This window comes from Acidipropionibacterium jensenii (genome assembly GCF_005890135.1).
In the GTDB taxonomy this organism is placed as follows: domain Bacteria; phylum Actinomycetota; class Actinomycetes; order Propionibacteriales; family Propionibacteriaceae; genus Acidipropionibacterium; species Acidipropionibacterium jensenii.
The window spans coordinates 2,640,983-2,659,263 of record NZ_CP040635.1 but is presented as its reverse complement, the minus strand read 5'-3'; the positions used below and the strand labels follow the sequence as shown (position 1 = coordinate 2,659,263).

The 18,281-nt window shown below is 71.0% G+C and carries 19 protein-coding genes and 1 riboswitch; of the genes, 16 read left to right on the top strand and 3 right to left on the bottom strand.

Annotated elements, in window-relative coordinates; genetic code table 11:
• The first annotated feature begins 50 nt into the window (after positions 1-50).
• From mnmA to FEZ32_RS11885, 6 genes are all read left to right on the top strand, one after another.
• The gene (gene mnmA, locus FEZ32_RS11910) at positions 51-1,139 is read left to right on the top strand and encodes a tRNA 2-thiouridine(34) synthase MnmA (protein WP_028703016.1); all 1,089 of its coding nucleotides are present in this window, start codon (positions 51-53) and stop codon (positions 1,137-1,139) included.
• 56 nt (positions 1,140-1,195) lie between these two features.
• Positions 1,196-2,164, top strand: coding sequence for a uroporphyrinogen decarboxylase/cobalamine-independent methonine synthase family protein (locus tag FEZ32_RS11905; RefSeq protein WP_414973641.1), 969 nt, complete (start codon positions 1,196-1,198; stop codon positions 2,162-2,164).
• Between the two features lie 31 nt (positions 2,165-2,195).
• Positions 2,196-2,402: a hypothetical protein gene (locus FEZ32_RS11900; RefSeq protein WP_028703018.1), complete on the top strand. Its 207-nt coding sequence runs from the start codon at positions 2,196-2,198 to the stop codon at positions 2,400-2,402.
• 50 nt (positions 2,403-2,452) lie between these two features.
• A riboswitch (TPP riboswitch) is annotated at positions 2,453-2,549 on the top strand.
• A 7-nt stretch (positions 2,550-2,556) separates the two neighbouring features.
• Positions 2,557-3,402 carry an ABC transporter ATP-binding protein gene (locus FEZ32_RS11895; protein WP_051238272.1) on the top strand — a complete coding sequence of 282 codons (846 nt, stop codon included), beginning with the start codon at positions 2,557-2,559 and terminating at the stop codon, positions 3,400-3,402.
• Positions 3,399-4,169, top strand: a complete 771-nt coding sequence (locus tag FEZ32_RS11890) for an ABC transporter permease (RefSeq protein ID WP_138680674.1) — start codon at positions 3,399-3,401, stop codon at positions 4,167-4,169. Before FEZ32_RS11895 ends, FEZ32_RS11890 begins: the two co-directional genes overlap by 4 nt.
• Complete coding sequence (locus FEZ32_RS11885) at positions 4,166-5,209, top strand: ABC transporter substrate-binding protein (RefSeq protein WP_138680673.1); 1,044 nt, start codon at positions 4,166-4,168, stop codon at positions 5,207-5,209. Before FEZ32_RS11890 ends, FEZ32_RS11885 begins: the two co-directional genes overlap by 4 nt.
• A 28-nt stretch (positions 5,210-5,237) precedes the next feature.
• Here the strand turns inward: FEZ32_RS11885 and FEZ32_RS11880 are convergent, their stop codons facing one another.
• The gene (locus FEZ32_RS11880) at positions 5,238-5,765 is read right to left on the bottom strand and encodes a VTT domain-containing protein (RefSeq protein ID WP_138680672.1); all 528 of its coding nucleotides are present in this window, start codon (positions 5,763-5,765) and stop codon (positions 5,238-5,240) included.
• 13 nt (positions 5,766-5,778) lie between these two features.
• The gene (locus tag FEZ32_RS11875; protein ID WP_028703022.1) at positions 5,779-6,390 is read right to left on the bottom strand and encodes an ACT domain-containing protein; all 612 of its coding nucleotides are present in this window, start codon (positions 6,388-6,390) and stop codon (positions 5,779-5,781) included.
• Positions 6,391-6,540: 150 nt separating this feature from the next.
• Here FEZ32_RS11875 and gatC point away from each other — a divergent pair, with 150 nt between their 5' ends.
• The 5 genes from gatC (at position 6,541) to FEZ32_RS11850 (ending at position 13,558) form a co-directional block, all read left to right on the top strand.
• Entirely contained in the window at positions 6,541-6,876 is a 336-nt protein-coding gene (gatC, locus tag FEZ32_RS11870) for an Asp-tRNA(Asn)/Glu-tRNA(Gln) amidotransferase subunit GatC (RefSeq protein ID WP_084149343.1), read from the top strand.
• A gap of 26 nt (positions 6,877-6,902) precedes the next feature.
• Complete coding sequence (gatA, locus tag FEZ32_RS11865; protein WP_097798891.1) at positions 6,903-8,450, top strand: Asp-tRNA(Asn)/Glu-tRNA(Gln) amidotransferase subunit GatA; 1,548 nt, start codon at positions 6,903-6,905, stop codon at positions 8,448-8,450.
• Positions 8,447-9,952: an Asp-tRNA(Asn)/Glu-tRNA(Gln) amidotransferase subunit GatB gene (gatB, locus tag FEZ32_RS11860; protein WP_097798890.1), complete on the top strand. Its 1,506-nt coding sequence runs from the start codon at positions 8,447-8,449 to the stop codon at positions 9,950-9,952. The genes gatA and gatB overlap by 4 nt, the downstream gene beginning before the upstream one ends.
• A gap of 133 nt (positions 9,953-10,085) precedes the next feature.
• A complete protein-coding gene (locus tag FEZ32_RS11855) occupies positions 10,086-11,432 on the top strand; it encodes a uracil-xanthine permease family protein (protein WP_097798889.1) in 1,347 nt (448 codons plus the stop codon).
• Between the two features lie 188 nt (positions 11,433-11,620).
• Entirely contained in the window at positions 11,621-13,558 is a 1,938-nt protein-coding gene (locus tag FEZ32_RS11850; RefSeq protein WP_138680670.1) for an N-acetylmuramoyl-L-alanine amidase, read from the top strand.
• Between the two features lie 110 nt (positions 13,559-13,668).
• Here FEZ32_RS11850 and FEZ32_RS11845 read toward each other — a convergent pair whose 3' ends face one another.
• Positions 13,669-14,313, bottom strand: coding sequence for a TIGR03085 family metal-binding protein (locus tag FEZ32_RS11845; protein ID WP_028703026.1), 645 nt, complete (start codon positions 14,311-14,313; stop codon positions 13,669-13,671).
• Between the two features lie 126 nt (positions 14,314-14,439).
• Here FEZ32_RS11845 and hisI point away from each other — a divergent pair, with 126 nt between their 5' ends.
• The 5 genes from hisI to trpC all read left to right on the top strand — a co-directional run bounded on the left by hisI (position 14,440) and on the right by trpC (position 18,270).
• The gene (gene hisI / locus FEZ32_RS11840) at positions 14,440-14,799 is read left to right on the top strand and encodes a phosphoribosyl-AMP cyclohydrolase (RefSeq protein WP_036981475.1); all 360 of its coding nucleotides are present in this window, start codon (positions 14,440-14,442) and stop codon (positions 14,797-14,799) included.
• A gap of 62 nt (positions 14,800-14,861) precedes the next feature.
• Entirely contained in the window at positions 14,862-16,385 is a 1,524-nt protein-coding gene (locus FEZ32_RS11835) for a chorismate-binding protein (protein ID WP_028703028.1), read from the top strand.
• 4 nt (positions 16,386-16,389) lie between these two features.
• A complete protein-coding gene (locus FEZ32_RS11830; RefSeq protein WP_161626009.1) occupies positions 16,390-17,016 on the top strand; it encodes a Trp biosynthesis-associated membrane protein in 627 nt (208 codons plus the stop codon).
• A 128-nt stretch (positions 17,017-17,144) separates the two neighbouring features.
• Positions 17,145-17,378, top strand: coding sequence for an HGxxPAAW family protein (locus FEZ32_RS11825; protein ID WP_236082007.1), 234 nt, complete (start codon positions 17,145-17,147; stop codon positions 17,376-17,378).
• A gap of 10 nt (positions 17,379-17,388) precedes the next feature.
• On the top strand, positions 17,389-18,270 hold the full coding sequence (gene trpC, locus FEZ32_RS11820; protein ID WP_084149348.1) for an indole-3-glycerol phosphate synthase TrpC: 882 nt from the start codon (positions 17,389-17,391) through the stop codon (positions 18,268-18,270).
• The last annotated feature ends 11 nt before the right edge of the window (positions 18,271-18,281 follow it).

Below are 18,281 nucleotides of genomic sequence, written 5' to 3'. Positions count from 1 at the left end.
GTAGCATGGGCCGCCGTTGAAAGGGGACCGACATGAGAGTTCTGGCCGCAATGTCGGGAGGAGTCGACTCCGCGGTGGCCGCCGCCCGGCTGGTCGCCGCCGGTCACGACGTCACCGGCGTCCATCTCGCCCTGTCGCGCACCCCACTGGCCTACCGCGAGGGGTCGCGGGGCTGCTGCTCCCTCGAGGACTCCTTCGACGCCCGGCGGGCCGCCGACCGGATCGGCATCCCCTTCTACGTGTGGGACTTCTCGGAGCGGTTCGCCGAGGAGGTGATCCACCCCTTCATCGACGAGTACCGGGCGGGTCGCACCCCCAACCCGTGCCTGCGCTGCAACGAGCGGATCAAGTTCGCCGCCGTCCTGGAGCGGGGCCTGGATCTCGGCTTCGACGCGGTGGCGACCGGCCACTACGCCCGGCTGGAGACCCGCGAGGGGATCACCAGGATGCGCCGTGCGGTCGACCCCGGCAAGGACCAGTCCTATGTGCTGGGGGTGCTCAACCAGGAGCAGCTGTCCCACTGCCTGTTCCCGTTGGGCGACTCCTACAAGACCGAGGTGCGCGCCGAGGCCGCCCGACTGGGGTTGACGGTCGCCGACAAGCCGGACTCCTACGACATCTGCTTCATCCCCGACGGGGACACCGCCGGATGGCTCTCGGACCAGCTGGGCGAGCACACCGGTGAGTTCCGCGACGAGACCGGGGATGTGGTCGGCCACCATGACGGCTACCACCACTTCACCATCGGTCAGCGACGCGGCCTGCACCTGGGAACCCCTGCCTCCGACGGCCGGCCACGCTATGTGCTGGACATCGAACCGGTCTCCAACACCGTGGTGGTCGGCCCCTCCGAGGACCTGGAGGTGCATCGACTGGAGGCCATCCGGCCGGTCTGGTGCTCCGACACCCCCGGAACCGACTCCTGGGTCGGGCAGGTCCAGGTCCGCGCCCACGGCACCCCCGTGGAGGCCCGCGTCCAGCGGGTCGACGGCGGAGTGCGGATGACCCTGCGGACGCCACTGAAGGGAGTGGCGCCCGGCCAGGCGGCGGTGCTCTACGACGGCGACCTGGTGGTCGGATCGGCGACCATCTGCGGCACGGACCGGGCCGGCACCGACATCGTCGGGGCCACCCGGTGAGGGCCACCGCGCTGGGCTCCCTGCCCGGTCGGGACTTCCGCGGGGCGCTCGCCTCGATGGCCGAGTACTTCCCCGATCTGATCCCGCTGCCCGAACTGCCCGATCGGGGTCCCGGGGCAGGGATCCTCGGGCGCGGGACAGCCCAGCTGGAGTCCATCCCGACCGACCTGGGCCCGGCCGGCTGGCGGCTGGCCGACGCCGACGACCGGGCCGCCCGGTCGGCGCGTGCCGGCTGGCGCAGGGATCTCGACGATCTGGAGGAGACCCTGGCCGGGGAGTCCGCCACCGTCAAGATCGGCATCTGCGGGCCCCTCACGCTGGCCGCCGGGGTGCACCTGCGCCACGGCGAGGCGGTCCTCGACGACCCCGGCGCGCTGCGCGACGTCGGCCAGTCGTTGGCCGACGGCCTGGCCGCACAGCAGGCCGAACTGAGCCGCAGGATGCCCGCCGTGGACTGGGTCTGGCAGCTCGACGAGCCGGCCGCACCGGCCGTGCTCGCCGGACGCGTCGCCACCCAGTCGGGACTCCATCGCTATCCCGCGATGGCCCCGCACACCGCCACCGGTCTCATCGGCCCGGTCGTCAACGCCCTCCGGACGGCCGGAGCCGCCCGGGCGGCCCTGCACTGCTGCGCTCCCGGACTGCCCTGGGACCTGCTGGAACGGATCGACATCGACGACCTGCTGGTCGATCGCGACGCACTGGGCCACCAGGATCTCGACCACTGCGCCGAATGGCTGGAGTCGGTCCCCCGGACCGGCAGCGCTGAGCCGGGGGAGTACCGGAGGCTGGGTCTCGGCCTGGTCCCGACCAGTGCACCGGACCGGGTGATCTCGGCCGACCAGATCCTCGACCGGCTGGTCGAGGTGAGCCGACGCATCGGGGTGGACCGACGTCTGGTCCTGAGCGGGTGCATCCTCACCCCGGCCTGCGGACTGGCGTCCTGGTCCCAACCGTCCGCCGCGCGCCAGTGCGAGCAACTCGCCCGCGCCGCACAGCTGGCCGAGGAGGCGCTGCGCGACTGACCGGGCGGACCACGATGGCTACCATGGCCGGGTGGGCATCTTCACCGACCTGAACCTCAACGGACGCGCACCGGTGCGCGTCCAGCCGAAGATCGGCGAATGGGGGCCCAGGGGGGTTCCCTCCACCCGCGCCAAGAAGGTTCAGCGGATCATCGCACCGATCGTCTTCGTCCTGGTGCTGGCCGGACTGGCCGCGCTGTTCTACTTCTTCTACCGGATCCTCATTCCGCAGGGCTGATTCCGCGGGGCTGAGCGCGGCCGGCCAGGCCCGCTCGGTATACTCACAGGCTGAAAGACACGGGGTGCCTCCCATCGTGGGGCTGAGATAACACCCGCCGAACCTGATCTCATTTGCATGAGCGGAGGGATGTCACGATGCGTCGGCGCATGCAATGGTGAACGCTCCGGTGAGCGGTGCGCGGGCCGGCCGGCCGGCCATCCGGATCGACGATGCAAGCTACCGATACCCCCACTCGAGTCATCCGGTGCTGGCCCATCTGAGTCTGACCGCCGCGGTGGGGGAGCACATCGCCCTGGTCGGCCGCTCGGGGTGCGGCAAGTCCACCCTGCTGAGGCTGATCGCCGGCCTGGCCGAACCCGTCACCGGGACCATCGAGGTGCTGGGCCACCGCGACCCCCACGACAGACTGGACGGCTGCGCCATGATGCCGCAGAACGATCTGCTGCTGCCCTGGCTGAGGCTGGTCGACAATGTCGCCATCGGACTGCGCAACAAGGGGGTGGCGCGCCGTGAGGCGCGCACCCGCGCACTGGCGGTGCTGGACCAGTGGGGACTGGCCGAATGGTCCCGGTCCCGGCCCGACAAGCTGTCGGGGGGAATGCGCCAACGCGCCGCCCTGGCCCGTGCCCTGCTGGCCGACAAGCCCGTGCTGCTGGCCGACGAGCCGCTGGGATCCCTGGACGCCATCACCCGTGCGGACGGCCAGCGGTGGCTTCGCCGCGCCGTCCTGGCGGCCGGCGCCACGCTGATCCTGGTGACCCACGACGTCGAGGAGGCGCTGCTGCTGTCCCGGCGGGTCATCCTGCTCGGACCCGCAGGACCGCGACCGGCCGCCGCCCAGGGATCCTGGCCGGGCTGGTTCGACGATGACCGCCGTCGCGAGCAGATCCTGGCCGATCCCCGGTTCGCCGCCGCCCGGACCGCCGTCCTGGAGGCCCTCGGCGACTCCGCGGAGGCCTCTGCGGGGTCCGGCCCGGTGCCGGGGGAATCCCGATGAGGCACCTGATGGCCCGGGTGCTGCCACCCGCACTCACCGTGCTGCTCGTACTGGCCGGCTGGATCGGCCTCACCTCCTCCGGACAGGTGGCCGACTACGTCATCCCCTCCCCGGGCTCGGTGCTGGCCTCCCTGGTGACGAACTGGCCCGACACCCTGGGCCGAGCCACCATGGTCACCGCCGCCGAGACCCTGGCCGGGGTCGGCGCCGGAGTGGCGGTCGCCGTCGCGATGGTCGTCGCGACCGGCTACCTGCCCCTGGTCGGGCGCTCCCTGACGCCGCTGCTGGTCGCCTCCCAGGCCATCCCGACGATCGTCATCGGGCCGCTGCTCACCATCGCCCTGGGGTACGGGATGTCCCCGAAGATCATCGTGGTCGCACTGCTGTGCTTCTTCCCGGTGGCTCTCAACCTGATGGCCGGGATCGGTTCTGTGGACCCCCGACTCATCGACGCCATGCGCACCCTGAACGCCGGGCGCAGCGCGCTGTTCTGGCGGGTCCGCCTGCCGCACGCCGCACCCCGCGGATTCGCCGGCCTGCGGGTCTCGGTGACCTTCGCCCCGGTCGCCGCGGTGTTCGCCGAGTACACCGGTTCCACCGACGGCATCGGCTATCTCATGCTCCAGGCCATCCCGCGTCTGGCGACCGACTTCGTCTTCGCCCAGGTGGTGGTGCTCACCGCCCTGTCCGGCCTGCTGCTGGGCGCCGCAACCCTGCTGGAGCGCCTCATCTGCCCCTGGATCACCCCCGAACGAGGAGAATCATGACAGCTGTCCACAACCCCACCCTCAGCACACCGATCAGTCGCCGTCGACTGGGCGGCCTGTTCTGCGGCGCACTGGCCGCCGCAGGGCTGGCCGGATGCGGGCGCACCGAGGCCCGGTCGGCGTCCTCCCCGTCGGCGAGCTCGAAGCTGAGCCTGCTGCTGGACTGGAACCCGAACCCGGACCACGTCACCCTCTACACCGCCGTGCACACCGGGGCCTTCACCAAGGAGGGGATCGAGGTCGGCATCCAGAACCCGGCCAACACCGCCGACGCCGCCAAGCAGGTCTCCCTGGGCCAGGTCGACCTGGCCGTCAGCTACGAGCCCGACACCCTCATCGCGGTCGGCCAGGGGCTCGACGTCATCTCGGTGGCCGCCCTCATCCCGGTCAGCCTCACCTCCCTGATCGCCAAGAAGTCGCGGGGGATCACCTCCGGGGCACAGCTCAAGGGCCGGACGGTCGGACTGTCCGGGCTGGCCTCCCAGCGGCCCAGCGTGGAGTACATCGCGCGCCGCTCCGGGGTCGATCCGGCCACCATCACGATGCCGAACATCCAGCAGAGCCTCAGCCAGGCCCTGCTCACCGACAAGGTGGACGCCATCTACGGCGGTTTCCGCAACATCGAGGGAATCGAGCTCGCCGAGAAGGTGCCGGTCAACGTCATGCCGGCCACCGAGCTCGGACTTCCCGACTACGCCGAACTGGTGATCATCGCCAGCCGTCGACGGCTGGCGCAGGAGAAGGGGTACGCCGAGAAGGTGCGGGCCTTCCTGCGGGGACTGGCCGCCGGTCAGAGCGCCGCCCAGAAGGACCACAGCACAGCCGCCGAGGCGATGACCGCCCCGACCAGGGGCTCCTACCAGCCGCAGATGGTCGCCAAGATGGTCGACGCCACCGTCGAACTGCTGGGAACCGGACCGTTCGGAGTCCAGAAGCCGGCCGACTGGGCGGCCTTCGCCACCTGGATGCACCGCAACGGGCTGCTCGACAAAGCCCTGGACGGAGCCTCGGCCACCACCAACGACTACCTGCCTGCCTGACCCGGCGCGCTGACGTCCCGGACCGGGCTCACAGCACCAGGTGGACGCCCCACCTGGTGGCCAGGGCCAGGGCCAGGCAGCGCACGAAGAAGCCCACCGTCACCCACACCGAGAAGGACCAGAACCGCATCCTCGTGGTGGCCGAGTAGATGACCACCAGGTAGACCGGCGGGATGCCGGTGATCGCCGACAAGACCAGGATCGGCATCCCCCAGCGGGGGTTCTCCACCATCCGGGCGACCCGCCCGTTCCACCGGCGCCATCTCTCCCGGCGGGACCCGGGGGGTGGGGCGGTCTTCTCCCGAGGGGCGAACCAGCTCAGCTGGCGACCCTTGCGGACGGCCAGGAACATGATCTGCTTGCCGACGCCGTGGCCCAGGGCCAGGCCGATGGAGACCTCCAGAGGTCCCAGCAGACCGCTGGCCAGGGACCCCACGATGAAGATCTCGGAGTTGAGGACGGGCACGAGGCTGGAGGCGACGCCGAAGCCGAATGCCGAGAGGACCTCGTACCAGAACCGCAGGCTGGTCCACGCCGCGGCCTCAAGGGCAACCACGAACCGCCCCGGATCAGTTCGCGAGTGCGGCCAGGTGCTGCAGCCGGTTGAGTTCGGAGGCCAGGAACTCCGGGCCCCCCTGACGTCCCAGCACCAGACTGCGTCCGCCCGACAGCGGGGCGACCGCCACCACGGTGTCACCCCAGCCGGCCATCCAGCCCTCGTCCAGATCGGTCGAGTGGGTGGCGTCCAGCGGATTCAGCCGGTCCACCGCCTCAGGGGTGAACTCGGGGGCCAGGGCGGTGGAGGTGAGCACGGAGCGATCCGGGCTGAACAGGGCCGCCCACTGGCAGTGGAAGACCACCGGGGTGGCCTCGGTGAGGATCTCGGCGCCATGGGCCGGATCCTCGGCCATCCGGTTGAGAGTGGCGATGTCGGACTCGATGCCCCAGTTCTCCGGGTAGCGCGACAGCCACAGCACCTTCACCCCGTCGAGCATGTCGCAGGCCGACACCAGGGTGTCGGGAAGGGTGCTCGGGGGCAGGGTCAGGATGAAGTCGTCAATGGCGTAGCCGGGGCCCTTCTCCACGATCTCGACCGCGGAGATGTCAGCGTCGACCGTCCCCATCGCAGTGGCGACGAACCCCAGTGAACCCGGGGTGTCGGGAAGTTGAACGCGAAGCATGAGCACGCTTCATTCTCCCCCCGCCGGTCGACGGTCCAAAATGTGCGACCTGTGAGAGCGTCGCGGACAGGCCCTAGGATTGGCCAGCAGGGCTGTGGACACTCATCGGGCCGCGCCACTGGCGCCGCCCCTTGTCCCATTGCCCGCGTCATGTTCTCTGCCCCGTCCCCCAGGAGGATCATCGTGGCTCTCACGCCGGATGACGTCACCCGTCTGGCCGGCCTGGCACGTATTGAGCTGACCGCCGATGAGACCGCCACGCTGGCACCCCAGCTTGAGGTCATTCTCGACGCCGTCGCCAGCGTGTCGAAGGTTGCCACCGCCGAGGTGCCGCCCACCTCTCACGCACTGCCCTTGGTCAATGCCTTCCGACCGGATGAGGTGAAACCCTCGATGCCGGCCGAGGAGGCGCTGGCGATGGCTCCGCGCGCCGAGCAGAACCGGTTCAGGGTGCCGAGGATTCTCGACCAGGAGGCCCAAGGATGAGTGACACAGGGATGAGTGAGACGGGGATGACCTCGGCGGTCACCACCGGCGACGCCGAGATTCTCACCGCCAGCGCCTGCGACCTGGTCGCCGCGATGGAGGCGGGGGAGCTGAGCTCGGCCCAGATCACCCGCGCCTGTCTGGACCGCATCGAGCAGGTCGACGGTCAGGTCAACGCCTTCCTCGCCGTCGACGCCGACCGGGCGATGGACCAGGCCGAGGGGATCGACAGAAGGCGGGCCGCCGGTGAGAAGCTCGGCCCGCTGGCCGGCGTCCCGCTGGCCGTCAAGGATCTGTTCTGCTATCGCGGGATGGCCACCACGGCCGGCTCGCGAATCCTCGAGGACTGGATCTCCCCGTACACCTCCACGGTGGTCCAGCGATGCCTGGACGCCGGGATGGTCGTGCTCGGCAAGACCAACCTGGACGAGTTCGCGATGGGTTCCTCCACCGAGACCTCGGCCTTCGGCCCCACCCACAACCCGTGGGCCCTGGACCGGATCCCCGGCGGTTCGGGCGGTGGATCGGCGGCCGCCCTGGCGGCCTTCGAGGCTCCCCTGGCGCTGGGCACCGACACCGGAGGGTCGATCCGGTTGCCCGCCTCGGTGACCGGCACGGTCGGCGTCAAGCCCACCTACGGCGGCACCTCGCGGTACGGGGTGATCGCGATGGCCAGTTCCCTGGACCAGCCCGGACCCTGCGCCCGCACCGTGACCGACGCCGCGCTGCTGCACCGGGTGATCGCCGGTCACGACCCGATGGACCAGACCTCGATCCCCCGCGATGTTCCCCCGGTGGTGGAGGCCGCCCGGGGCGCCGACCTGTCGGGGATGCGTCTGGGAGTGGTCGCCGAGCTGTCGGGCGACGGCTACGCCCCCGGGGTCTCCCAGCGGTTCGGCGAGGCGGTCGCCGCCCTCCAGGAGGCCGGCGCCGAGATCGTCGAGATCTCCTGCCCGCACTTCAAGCACGCCCTGGGCGCCTACTACCTGATCCAGCCCGCCGAGGTGTCGAGCAACCTGGCCCGCTACGACGCGATGCGCTACGGACTGCGTCTGGACGACGACGGCAACCACTCCGCAGAGCAGGTGATGACAATCAGCCGCGGCGCCGGGTTCGGCGCCGAGGCCAAGAGGCGGATCATCCTGGGCACCTACGCCCTGTCCAGCGGCTACTACGACGCCTACTACGGCTCGGCCCAGAAGGTCCGCACGCTCATCGCCCGGGACTTCGAGCACGCCTGGGACAGCTGCGACGCCCTCATCTCACCGACCACCCCGACCACCGCCTTCCGGATCGGGGAGCGCACCAACGACCCGCTGGCGATGTACCAGGCGGACCTGTGCACCATCCCGGCGAACCTGGCCGGCCTGGCGGCCGGCTCCTTCCCGGCCGGACTGGCCCCCGAGGACGGCCTGCCGGTCGGCCTACAGGTGATGGCACCGGTGCTGGCCGACGACCGCGTCTACCGGGTCGGAGGGGCACTGGAGAAGCAGATGACGGCGGCCTGGGGAGCACCCGTGCTCGCCCAGATCCCGCCGCTGTCCGGGGCACACGAGACGGAGGGGCTGCGATGAGCGCCTGGACCACTGACGACCTGCTCGACTATGACGAGGCCATCGAGCGCTTCGACCCGGTGCTCGGCCTGGAGGTCCACGTCGAACTGTCGACCGCCTCGAAAATGTTCTGCGGCTGTTCGGCCGACTCGGAGGCCGAGCCGAACACCCACGTCTGCCCGGTGTGTTTGGGGCTGCCCGGCTCGCTGCCGGCGATCAACGCCCACGCGGTGGAGTCGGCGATCCGGATCGGTCTGGCCCTCAACTGCGAGATCGCCCCGTGGTGCCGGATGGCCCGGAAGAACTACTTCTACCCGGACATGACCAAGGACTACCAGATCTCCCAGTACGACGAGCCGATCTGCCACGACGGCCACGTCGACCTCGAGGTCGACGGGAAGACCTACCGGGTGGAGGTCGAGCGGGCCCACATGGAGGAGGACGCCGGGAAGTCGCTGCACGTCGGCGGCACCGACGGCCGCATCCAGGGCGCCGCCTACTCCCTGCTGGACTACAACCGCGCCGGCGTCCCGCTCATCGAGATCGTCACCAAGCCGGTCCGCGGGCTGGGCGCCAAGGCCCCGCACGTGGCGCGGGCCTACATGGCCCACCTGCGCGACATCATGGTCGCCCTGGGCGTCTCGCACGCCCGTCTGGAGAAGGGCAACCTGCGCTGCGACGCCAATGTCTCGCTGATGCCGAAGGGCACCGACGTGCTGGGCACCCGCACCGAGACCAAGAACGTCAACTCGCTGCGCTCGGTGGAGGGGGCCCTCACCTACGAGATCCAGCGTCAGGCGGCCGTTCTGGCCGGCGGCGGGAAGGTCCGCCAGGAGACCCGGATGTGGCAGGAGACCGGGGAGTACACCATCGCCGGGCGGGAGAAGTCCGACGCCGAGGACTACCGCTACTTCCCCGAGCCCGACCTGGTGCCGATCGAGGTCTCCCGCGAGCGGGTCGAGGAACTGCGCGCCACCCTGCCCGAGCTGCCCGCCGCCAAGCGGGCCCGGCTGGGCGCCGAGTGGTCCTTCGACCACCGTGAGATGGACGCCGTCGTCAATGCCGGTGCCCTGGAGCTTCTGGAGCAGACGGTGATCGCCGGCGCCGCCCCCGAGGCGGCCCGCAAGTGGTGGCTCACCGAGCTGTCCCGGCGGGCCAACGAGGCCGGCTGCGAGCTGGCGGAGGTCGGCATGACCCCCGCCCAGGTGGCCGAGGTGCAGAAGATGGTCGACGCCGGGACGCTCACCGACAAGCTCGCCCGCCAGGTCATCGACGGGGTGCTCGCCGGTGAGGGAGAGCCCCAGCAGGTCGTCTCGGCCCGTGGCCTGGCCGTCGTCTCCGACGATGGCGCCCTGGGGGCCGCCGTGGACAAGGCGATCGCGGCCAACCCGGGCATCGCCGAGAAGATCCGCGGCGGCAAGGTCCAGGCGGCCGGGGCGCTCATCGGCCAGGTGATGAAGGCGATGCGCGGCCAGGCCGATGCCAAGAAGGTTCGCGAGATCATCCTGTCGAAGCTGTCCTGAACCACTCCCCGGGCCGTCGGGAGGCGCCGGCGGTCCGGGTGGTGACCCGGCCGGAACCGGCCGAGCCGCTCTGATAGCGTGCTGGCGGCTCGCCGGTTCACGGCCGTCTCCGGTTCAATCCTTCGGGAGCAGGATGTCATCAACGGATCTCCAGAACAGCACTGCCACCGGGTCCGCCCGGCCCGAGGACGAGAGGGTCGGGATCGGCAGGGCGATCCTCTACGGCGCCCAGCACATTCTGGCGATGTACGGCGGGGTGGTCGCCGTTCCCCTGGTGGTGGGCAGTGCCGCCAGACTCGACGCCGCCGAGCTGGGCATGCTGGTGGCCGCGGCGCTGTTCGTCTCCGGCCTGGCGACCCTCCTGCAGTCCCTCGGACTGCCCCACCTGGGCTCCCAGCTGCCGCTGGTCAACGGGACGACGATCGGCGCCGCCTCCACCATGCTGGCCATCATCGCCGCCCACCAGGGCGATCCACACCAGGCGATGAGGGTGATCTTCGGGTCGGTCATCGTCGCCGGCGCGGTCGGCCTGGTGCTGGCCGGGCTGTTCGCGCGGATCCGGCGGTTCTTCCCGCCGGTGGTCACCGGCACCATCATCACCGCGATGGGGGTGTCCCTGCTGCCGGTGGCGGCGGGCTGGTCGATGGGGCCCGATCCCAAGGCCCCCGACCACGGATCCCTGACGAACCTCGGGATCGCCCTGTTCGCCCTGGTCGTGGTGCTCATCTGCAGCCGGATCAGGGCGCTGTCCCAGGTGGCGGTGCTGGTGGGGATCGTGGTCGGCACCCTGTTCGCCTGGCTGCTCGGGCGGGCCGACTTCTCCCAGGTGTCCAAGGGCTCGGTCATCGCCCTGCCCCACCCCTTCTACTTCGGCGCCCCGGTCTTCGAGATCGGCGCCATCCTGTCGATGACCATCGTGATGATCGTCACCCTGATGGAGGTGATGGCCGACCTCTTCGCGGTCGGGGACACCATCGGCACCACCATCGACGACAAGCGGGTCGCCGACGGGCTGCGGGCCGACATGCTGGCCGCCACCGTCGCCCCGGTGTTCAACTCCTTCCCGCCCACCGCCTTCGCCCAGAACGTCGGCCTGGTGGCGGTGACCGGCATCAGGTCCCGGTTCACGGTGGCCGCCGGAGCCGGCCTGCTCATCCTGCTCGGTCTGTTCCCCTGGCTCGGTCGACTCGTCGCGGCGATCCCCTCACCGGTGCTCGGCGGAGTCGGCGTCGTCCTGTTCGGGACGGTGGCCGCCGCCGGGATCAAGATCCTCACCAAGGCCGACTTCGAGAACCCCAACAACCTCATCATCGTCGCCGTGGCGCTGGCGATGGTGCTCTTCCCGATCGGGGCACCCACCATCTACGCCCAGCTGCCCAGCTGGATCTCGATGATCCTGGGATCGGGGATCTCCTCGGCGGCGCTGGCCGCGGTCGTGCTCAACCTGGTCCTCAACGGCCGCGGGGGAGTGGCCCGGTAGCGAGGGGGATCTCCGGTACCCCGCCCGCCTCCTGTCGGCCCGCGCCGGCCCCGCCACACGATCGTCATGAACCCGACACACATCGGGGTGCGACCGGTGGCAACGTGGCGGACTGCCGGGGTGACGGTCTCCCCGACCGTCCCCCCGGCAGACTCCGGGGTGACGCGAGTCATGGGGGAAAGAGTGAGATGACAACCCTTTCGCGACGCAATTTCCTGTTCGCCACGCTGGCCGCCTCGGCGACCGCCGCAGCCGGAACCGTGCTGGGAAGTGAACCGGCGCTGGCCGTCGACCGAGCCGGTGAGTTCACCCGGGCGGCAGCCCGGTACGACGTCCCGGCGGCGGTTCTGGCGACCGTGAGCTACGGCCAGTCCCGCTGGGAGGACCATGCCGGCAGCCCGTCGGCGGGCGGCGGCTACGGCCCGATGCACCTGGTCGACGGGGCCCGGGCCGCCGCGGCCCGGCGGACCGCGGACAAGACCGGCACCGGAGTGATGGACACCCTCGGACAGGCCGCCACGCTGACCGGCTACTCGACCAGCACCCTGCGGACCGACCCGGCGGCCAACATCATGGGAGCCGCCGCCCTCATCGCCAGCGTGCAGAAGAAGCTCGGCCTGGCGCTGGGCACCGACACCGACCCGGCCACCTGGTACTCGGCCATCGCGGCGGCGAGCGGACTGGCCTCCTCCTCGGCCCAGCGGGTCTTCGCCGACGACGCCCTCCAGGATCTGCGCCGCGGGGTGGTGCGCAGCACCGTCGGCGGCACCCTGAGGATGGCTCCGCGCACCATCGGGACACCCACCAGGCAGCGGTCCTGGCTCACCGCCAGGATCAACCAGGCGGCCGCCACCACGGGTGGACGCCCCGACTCCCGGATCGACGGGCCGCGCGGGCTGGGCATCGAGTGGGTCGAGGCCCCCTACGAGCAGTACGGGCCCGGCGACGGCGACTACGGCAACCACGACCTCGCCCATCGACCGGTGACCCCGACCCTCGACCAGATCGTCATCCATGACACCGAGTGCGTCTACGACGAGGCCCTCAAGCTCGTGAAGATGCCCACCTATCTGGCCTGGAACTACACCTTCCGCGCCTCCGACGGGCACGTCGCCCAGCACCTTCAGGCCAACGACATCGGCTGGCACGCCGGCAACTGGTACGTCAACACCCACGCCCTGGGGATCGAGCACGAGGGATTCGGTGCGGTCGGCGACGAGACCTGGTACACCGAGGCGATGTACCGGCGATCCGCCCGGCTGGTCGGCTTCCTGGCGCGCAAGTACCGGATCCGGATGGACCGCGCCCACATCCTCGGCCACGACCAGGTGCCCGGGGTCGACACCGCCCACATCCCGAGCCAGCACTGGGACCCGGGCCCCTTCTGGGACTGGGAGCACTACTTCCAGCTGATGGGCGCCGACCTGCGCCGCGGCACCATCCGTCGTCCGGCACGGCCCGGTGAGGTGGTGCGGATCCTGCCCGGGTTCGACACCAACACCCAGCCCCTCACCGGCAAGGACGGGGACGCCGGGGCCGGATACCCGGCCGGCACCGGAATGAACTTCGTGACCCTCCACACTGCACCCGATGACTCCTCACCGATCTACACCGACGCCGGGCTGCACCAGAACGGCACCGCCGGGTCCTCCTACGTGTCCGACATGGGAGGTCGAGCCGCGGCCGGTTGCGACTACGCGGTGGCCGCCGTCAAGGGGGACTGGACCGCGATCTGGTACCTGGGCGACAAGGTGTGGTTCCGCAATCCCCGACGGCGCCCGACCGCGGCGGTGGTGTGGCTGGGAGCCCGGGTCGTCACCCCGAAACGGGGCCGGACGAGCATCCCGGTCTACGGGGTGGCCTTCCCGGAGGCCTCGGCCTACCCGAACCCCGAGGACGCCAAGGAGCTGGCACCGCTGATCTACACCCTCAAGCCCGGCCAGGCCTATGTTCTCCACGACGCCGACATCCCGGCCGACTACTACAAGGCCTGGACCTACTCGGCCGCCACCCCCGGCGACCATGTCGACATCGTCGGCAAGCTCAAGTACTACATGATCGGGGTGGGTCACCGGATCGGCTACGTGCTGTCCACCGACGTCGACATCAGGAGGGCCTGCCTGTGAGAGCCCAGTACCGGATGACCCAGTACCGGATGACCCAGGACCGATTGACCCGGTACCGGATGCCCAGCTAGCGGCGGGCTCGGGATCGGGGGACTCGGGGGCGGTGGTGGTCAGACCGACAGTTCGGTCGTGCGGAAGGCCTCCACCGCCTCGGGCTCCCCGAGGATCTCCACCCGGGCCGCCCCGGTCCGGCCGAAGCAGTACAGCAGCACCTCCGAGGGCAGCCCGACGAGGGTGACGATCCGATCACCCGGGTGCAGCCAGATCCGGTGCAGGGCCCCGGTCTGATCGCTCAGCTCTGCGCGCACCCCGACCGGCGAGTGCCTGGTGAACAGCCGTCCCATCCGTGACAGGGAGGTGGCCAGATGGGTCTCGGTCTGGTGACCCAGGGTCCGCGGCGTCCATCCCGGCTGAGCGCGCAGCAGGTCCTCGTGGTGGATGAAGAACTCCGCGCCGTTGGCGATCCGGTCGACCCCGGGAATCCGGAAGACCGACAGCCGCGACGGACCGCTGCGAAACCTCTGCACCCGCTCGGCGAACGAGGTGGAGCGCTCCAGCTTCTCCGTGCGGCGGGCCCCGATCTCGTCGAACAGGTCGATCTGTCCGCCCAGCGCCCCGATCGGGTCGTTCTCCCGGATCAGCAGGTGGCACAGCAGGTCATCGGAGAGCCACCCCTGGCACAGGGTCGGTGCGGCCGGCCCCAGCTTGTCCAGATCATCGGCCAGTGCGGCCCGTTCGGTTCTCGCCAGCGACATCGCCGACCCCTTCCCTCGTGTGTGGACTCCATCCTGCCGCATCAGTGCACCCCACCACCTCCGGAGCAGGGTCGAGGCCGTGGTCACCATCCCGCGAGCTCCCGGTGAGCAGCCATAATGTGTTCCATGTCACTGGACCCCTCGATCTCCTCACGCCTCACACACAACGCCGCCGGCCTGGTGCCGGCCGTCGTCCAGGAGGCCGGCAGCCGCGATGTCCTGATGCTCGCCTGGATGGACGACGAGGCGCTGGCCCGCACCCTGGCCACCCGACGGGCCACCTACTGGTCGCGGTCGCGCCAGGAGTACTGGGTCAAGGGGGAGACCTCCGGTCACACCCAGCACGTCCGAGAGGTCCGGCTGGACTGCGACGGCGACACCATCCTGCTGCTCGTCGACCAGACCGGCGGGGCCTGTCACACCGGGGACCACACCTGCTTCGACGCCGACCTGCTGCTGGCCGACACCGCGGAGGATGCCCGGTGAACGACCAGAGTCCCCGCACCGGGTCCACCACCGACCAGACCGCGACCGGGCCCCGCCACGGCCTGGTCGTCGAACCCTCCCTCGACCAGTTCCGCACCCTGGCCGCCGATCCCGACCGCGGCGTCATCTCGGTGCGCGCCCGACTGATCGCCGACGACGTCACCCCGGTCGGCGTCTACCACCAGCTCTGCGCAGACCGCGACCTCACCTTCCTGCTGGAGTCCGCCGACGCCGGGATCTGGTCGCGGTGGTCCTTCATCGGGGTGCGCTGCGAGACCGCGCTGACCACCGCCGACGGCGCCGCCCGCTGGATCGGCACCCCGGTGCAGGGGGCCGGCCGGGAGAAGGATCCGCTGGCCGCCCTCAAGTCGGCGCTGGTGATGCTGCAGTCCCCGCGCGAGCCCGGGATGCCCCCGCTCACCTCCGGGTTCATCGGCTACCTCGGCTATGACGTGGTGCGTCGCCTGGAGCGGATCGGGGACGACACCGTCGACGACCTCAAGCTGCCCGAGCTGTACTTCATGCTGGTCGGGGACATGGCGGTGGTCGACCACAAAACCGGCGAGCTGTGGCTGATCTCCAACCACTACCTGCCGTCCGGGCCCGACCGCCAGGACCCCGCCCGGACCGAGGCCGCCTGGCAGCGTGCCGTCGAGCGCATCGAGCAGATGGCCGACCAGATCCTGGCACCGCACGCCAGCCTCAGCCAGGTCGACCACGGGATGGCCGATGTCACGATCACCCGGCAGCGCACCGGGCAGGAGTTCGCGGCGATGGCCGACCGGGCGATCGAGAAGATCAAGGACGGCGAGATCTTCCAGGTGGTGCCCAGCCAGCGGTTCGACATCCCCACCAGGGCCGACGCCCTGGACATCTACCGGCAGCTGCGCCGCTGCAACCCCAGCCCCTACCTCTACCTGCTCAAGCTCCCGGGGTTCTCGGTGATCGGGTCCTCCCCGGAGGCGCTGGTGACGATGACCGACGGGGTGGCCACCACCCACCCGATTGCCGGCACCCGGCCCCGCGGCGCCACCGACGCCGAGGACCAGAGGCTGGAGCGGGAACTGCTGTCCGACGAGAAGGAACGCTCCGAGCACACCATGCTGGTCGACCTCGGACGCAACGACATCGGACGGGTCTGCCGCCCCGGCACCGTCAACGTCACCCAGTTCATGCACGTCGGGCGGTACTCCCGGGTGATGCATCTGGAGGCGTCGGTGACCGGAGTCCCGCGCGAGGGGGTCGATGCCCTGGACGTCACGCTGTCCTGCTTCCCGGCCGGCACCCTCTCGGGGGCCCCGAAGATCCGCGCGATGCAGATCATCGAGGAGCTGGAGGAGACCCGCCGCGGGGTGTACGGGGGAGTGGTCGGCTACTTCGACCTCAACGGGAACTCCGACTGCGCGATCGCCATCCGCACCGCCGTCCTGATCGACGGGATCGCCCGGATCCAGGCCGGGGCCGGCATCGTGCTGGACTCGATCGGCGCCAATGAGAACCGGGAGTGCGAGAACAAGGCCTCGGCGGTCATCGACGCGGTGCGCAGCGCAGAGGCCCTGGCCGCCCATCGCCAGGACCGGCGGTGAGCCGGTGAGGACCCCGCCCACCCCGTTGCCGTCCGGCCTGCGGGCCGCCCTCACCCTCCTGCCGGCGCTGTGCGCCGCCGTCGTGATCGCCGCATCCCGCCAGACCTGGCGCCGGGTGGGGTCGGTGTCGCTGACCGGCACCGAGGCCTCCGGGGCGCTGGTGGACGGGTTGGGTCTGGTCGGCCTGGCCGCCACCGCGCTGCTGCTGGTGATGGGACCGGTGGGACGTCGCCTGGTCGGGCTGGTCCTGGTGGCGGTCGGCCTGGGCACCGTGCTCGCCGTCCTGGACTCGACTGTCAGCGCCGCCACCTGGGCGGCCCACGGAGTGGCGATCGGCTCGCGGCCGGAGCCGCCTCTGCACGCCGCGGGCCGGGTCGCCCTGGTGGCCGGTGCGGTGATGGCTCTGGGCGGAGCCGCCCTGGCGGTGGCCGCACGGCGCTGGCCCGTCAGCCCCTCGCGGTTCGCCCGGAACCGCCGGACGCCACCGGTCGGCCCGGACGCCGATCCCCGCGACGTGTGGGCCGCGATGGACCGCGGCGAGGACCCCACCCGGGACCAGCCGCCGGAACTCCCGGACCCCCGGTCCGAGGCGGCCCCGCAGTCCCGACCACCCAGCGAGAGCCACTCCTGACACAGGTCCGGCGCGCTACAGTGCCGAACAGGGGACGGCTCACGCCGGAACCCCCGACACAGCCGCTGACAGGCGGCAGCTGCCCGACCGGAACCAGCCGCACAGCAGCCCGATATCCAGGAGGAGCCATGAGCCGCGAGACCGCCCCCGTTCGCGCCCGCCAGGGACGCGTGTACGACGACGGAAAGAGCCCGGCCGCCTGGACCGGCACCGTGATCGCCGCTCTCGGCTTCGTGGTCGCCACCATCGGCGCGATGGCCGGACCGAACTGGCCGGCCTGCATCGTGGGCGGCGCCCTGGTGGTGGTCGCCATGATCGCGGTCGTGGTCCTCAAGGCACTCGGCTATGGCTCCCAGTACTGAGGCTGCCCCGATGCCGACCGAACCGGGGGCCGGTCCCGAGACCGCCACGACCAGGGTCGCCACCGGCCCGCGACAGACCGGAACGGTTCTGGACGGCATCATCGCGGGGGTGGTGACCGATCTGCGCGAGCGTCAGCTGATGGTCAGCGAGGCCAGTCTGCGGGGGGCCATCGAGCTCGTCGCCCCGGCCCTGGACCCGGTTCCCGCGCTGCGGCGTCCCGGGCTCTCGGTGATCTCCGAGGTCAAGCGGTCCAGCCCCTCCAAGGGCTCCCTGGCCCCGATCCCGGACCCGGCCGCCCTGGCCCTGCGCTACCAGGCCGGCGGAGCCGCCGCGATCAGCGTCCTCACCGAGCAGCGCAGGTTCAGCGGAACCCTGGCCGATCTGGACGCGGTGCGCGCCGCGGTCGCCGTCCCGGTGCTGCGCAAGGACTTCATCGTCACCGAGTACCAGGTCCTGGAGGCCCGCGCCCACGGCGCCGACCTCGTGCTGCTCATCGTGGCGGCCCTGGGGGACCAGGAGCTCACCAGCCTCCACCGGCTGGTCACCAGTCTGGGGATGACCGCCCTGGTGGAGGTGCACACTCCCGAGGAGGCCCGACGGGCCGCAGACCTGGGAGCCACTGTGGTCGGGGTCAACGCCCGCAACCTCAAGACCCTCCAGGTCGACACCTCTGTCTTCGGCCAGCTGGTGGGCCTGCTGCCCGCACAGGCGGTCAAGGTCGCCGAGTCGGGCATCCTCACCCTCGACGACGCCCTGGCCGCCCACGCGGCCGGTGCCGACGCCATCCTGGTCGGTGAGGCGCTGGTCCGCTCCGGCGACCCGGCCGCCTTCATCGACTCGATCGGACGCGCCACCGGCGCGACCCCCGGCTCATCGACAGCCGGGGCCTGAACCCGATCCCA

Bases quoted from the DNA above. Each gene is read 5' to 3' on its own strand.
- mnmA (WP_028703016.1), top strand. From the start codon at position 51: ATGTCGGGAGGAGTCGACTCCGCGGTGGCCGCCGCCCGGCTGGTCGCC.
- FEZ32_RS11905 (WP_414973641.1), top strand. From the start codon at position 1,196: ATGGCCGAGTACTTCCCCGATCTGATCCCGCTGCCCGAACTGCCCGAT.
- FEZ32_RS11895 (WP_051238272.1), top strand. From the start codon at position 2,557: ATGGTGAACGCTCCGGTGAGCGGTGCGCGGGCCGGCCGGCCGGCCATC.
- FEZ32_RS11890 (WP_138680674.1), top strand. From the start codon at position 3,399: ATGAGGCACCTGATGGCCCGGGTGCTGCCACCCGCACTCACCGTGCTG.
- FEZ32_RS11885 (WP_138680673.1), top strand. From the start codon at position 4,166: ATGACAGCTGTCCACAACCCCACCCTCAGCACACCGATCAGTCGCCGT.
- FEZ32_RS11875 (WP_028703022.1), bottom strand. From the start codon at position 6,390: ATGCTTCGCGTTCAACTTCCCGACACCCCGGGTTCACTGGGGTTCGTC.
- gatC (WP_084149343.1), top strand. From the start codon at position 6,541: ATGTTCTCTGCCCCGTCCCCCAGGAGGATCATCGTGGCTCTCACGCCG.
- gatA (WP_097798891.1), top strand. From the start codon at position 6,903: ATGACCTCGGCGGTCACCACCGGCGACGCCGAGATTCTCACCGCCAGC.
- gatB (WP_097798890.1), top strand. From the start codon at position 8,447: ATGAGCGCCTGGACCACTGACGACCTGCTCGACTATGACGAGGCCATC.
- FEZ32_RS11855 (WP_097798889.1), top strand. From the start codon at position 10,086: ATGTCATCAACGGATCTCCAGAACAGCACTGCCACCGGGTCCGCCCGG.
- FEZ32_RS11850 (WP_138680670.1), top strand. From the start codon at position 11,621: ATGACAACCCTTTCGCGACGCAATTTCCTGTTCGCCACGCTGGCCGCC.
- FEZ32_RS11845 (WP_028703026.1), bottom strand. From the start codon at position 14,313: ATGTCGCTGGCGAGAACCGAACGGGCCGCACTGGCCGATGATCTGGAC.
- hisI (WP_036981475.1), top strand. From the start codon at position 14,440: ATGTCACTGGACCCCTCGATCTCCTCACGCCTCACACACAACGCCGCC.
- FEZ32_RS11825 (WP_236082007.1), top strand. From the start codon at position 17,145: ATGAGCCGCGAGACCGCCCCCGTTCGCGCCCGCCAGGGACGCGTGTAC.
- trpC (WP_084149348.1), top strand. From the start codon at position 17,389: ATGCCGACCGAACCGGGGGCCGGTCCCGAGACCGCCACGACCAGGGTC.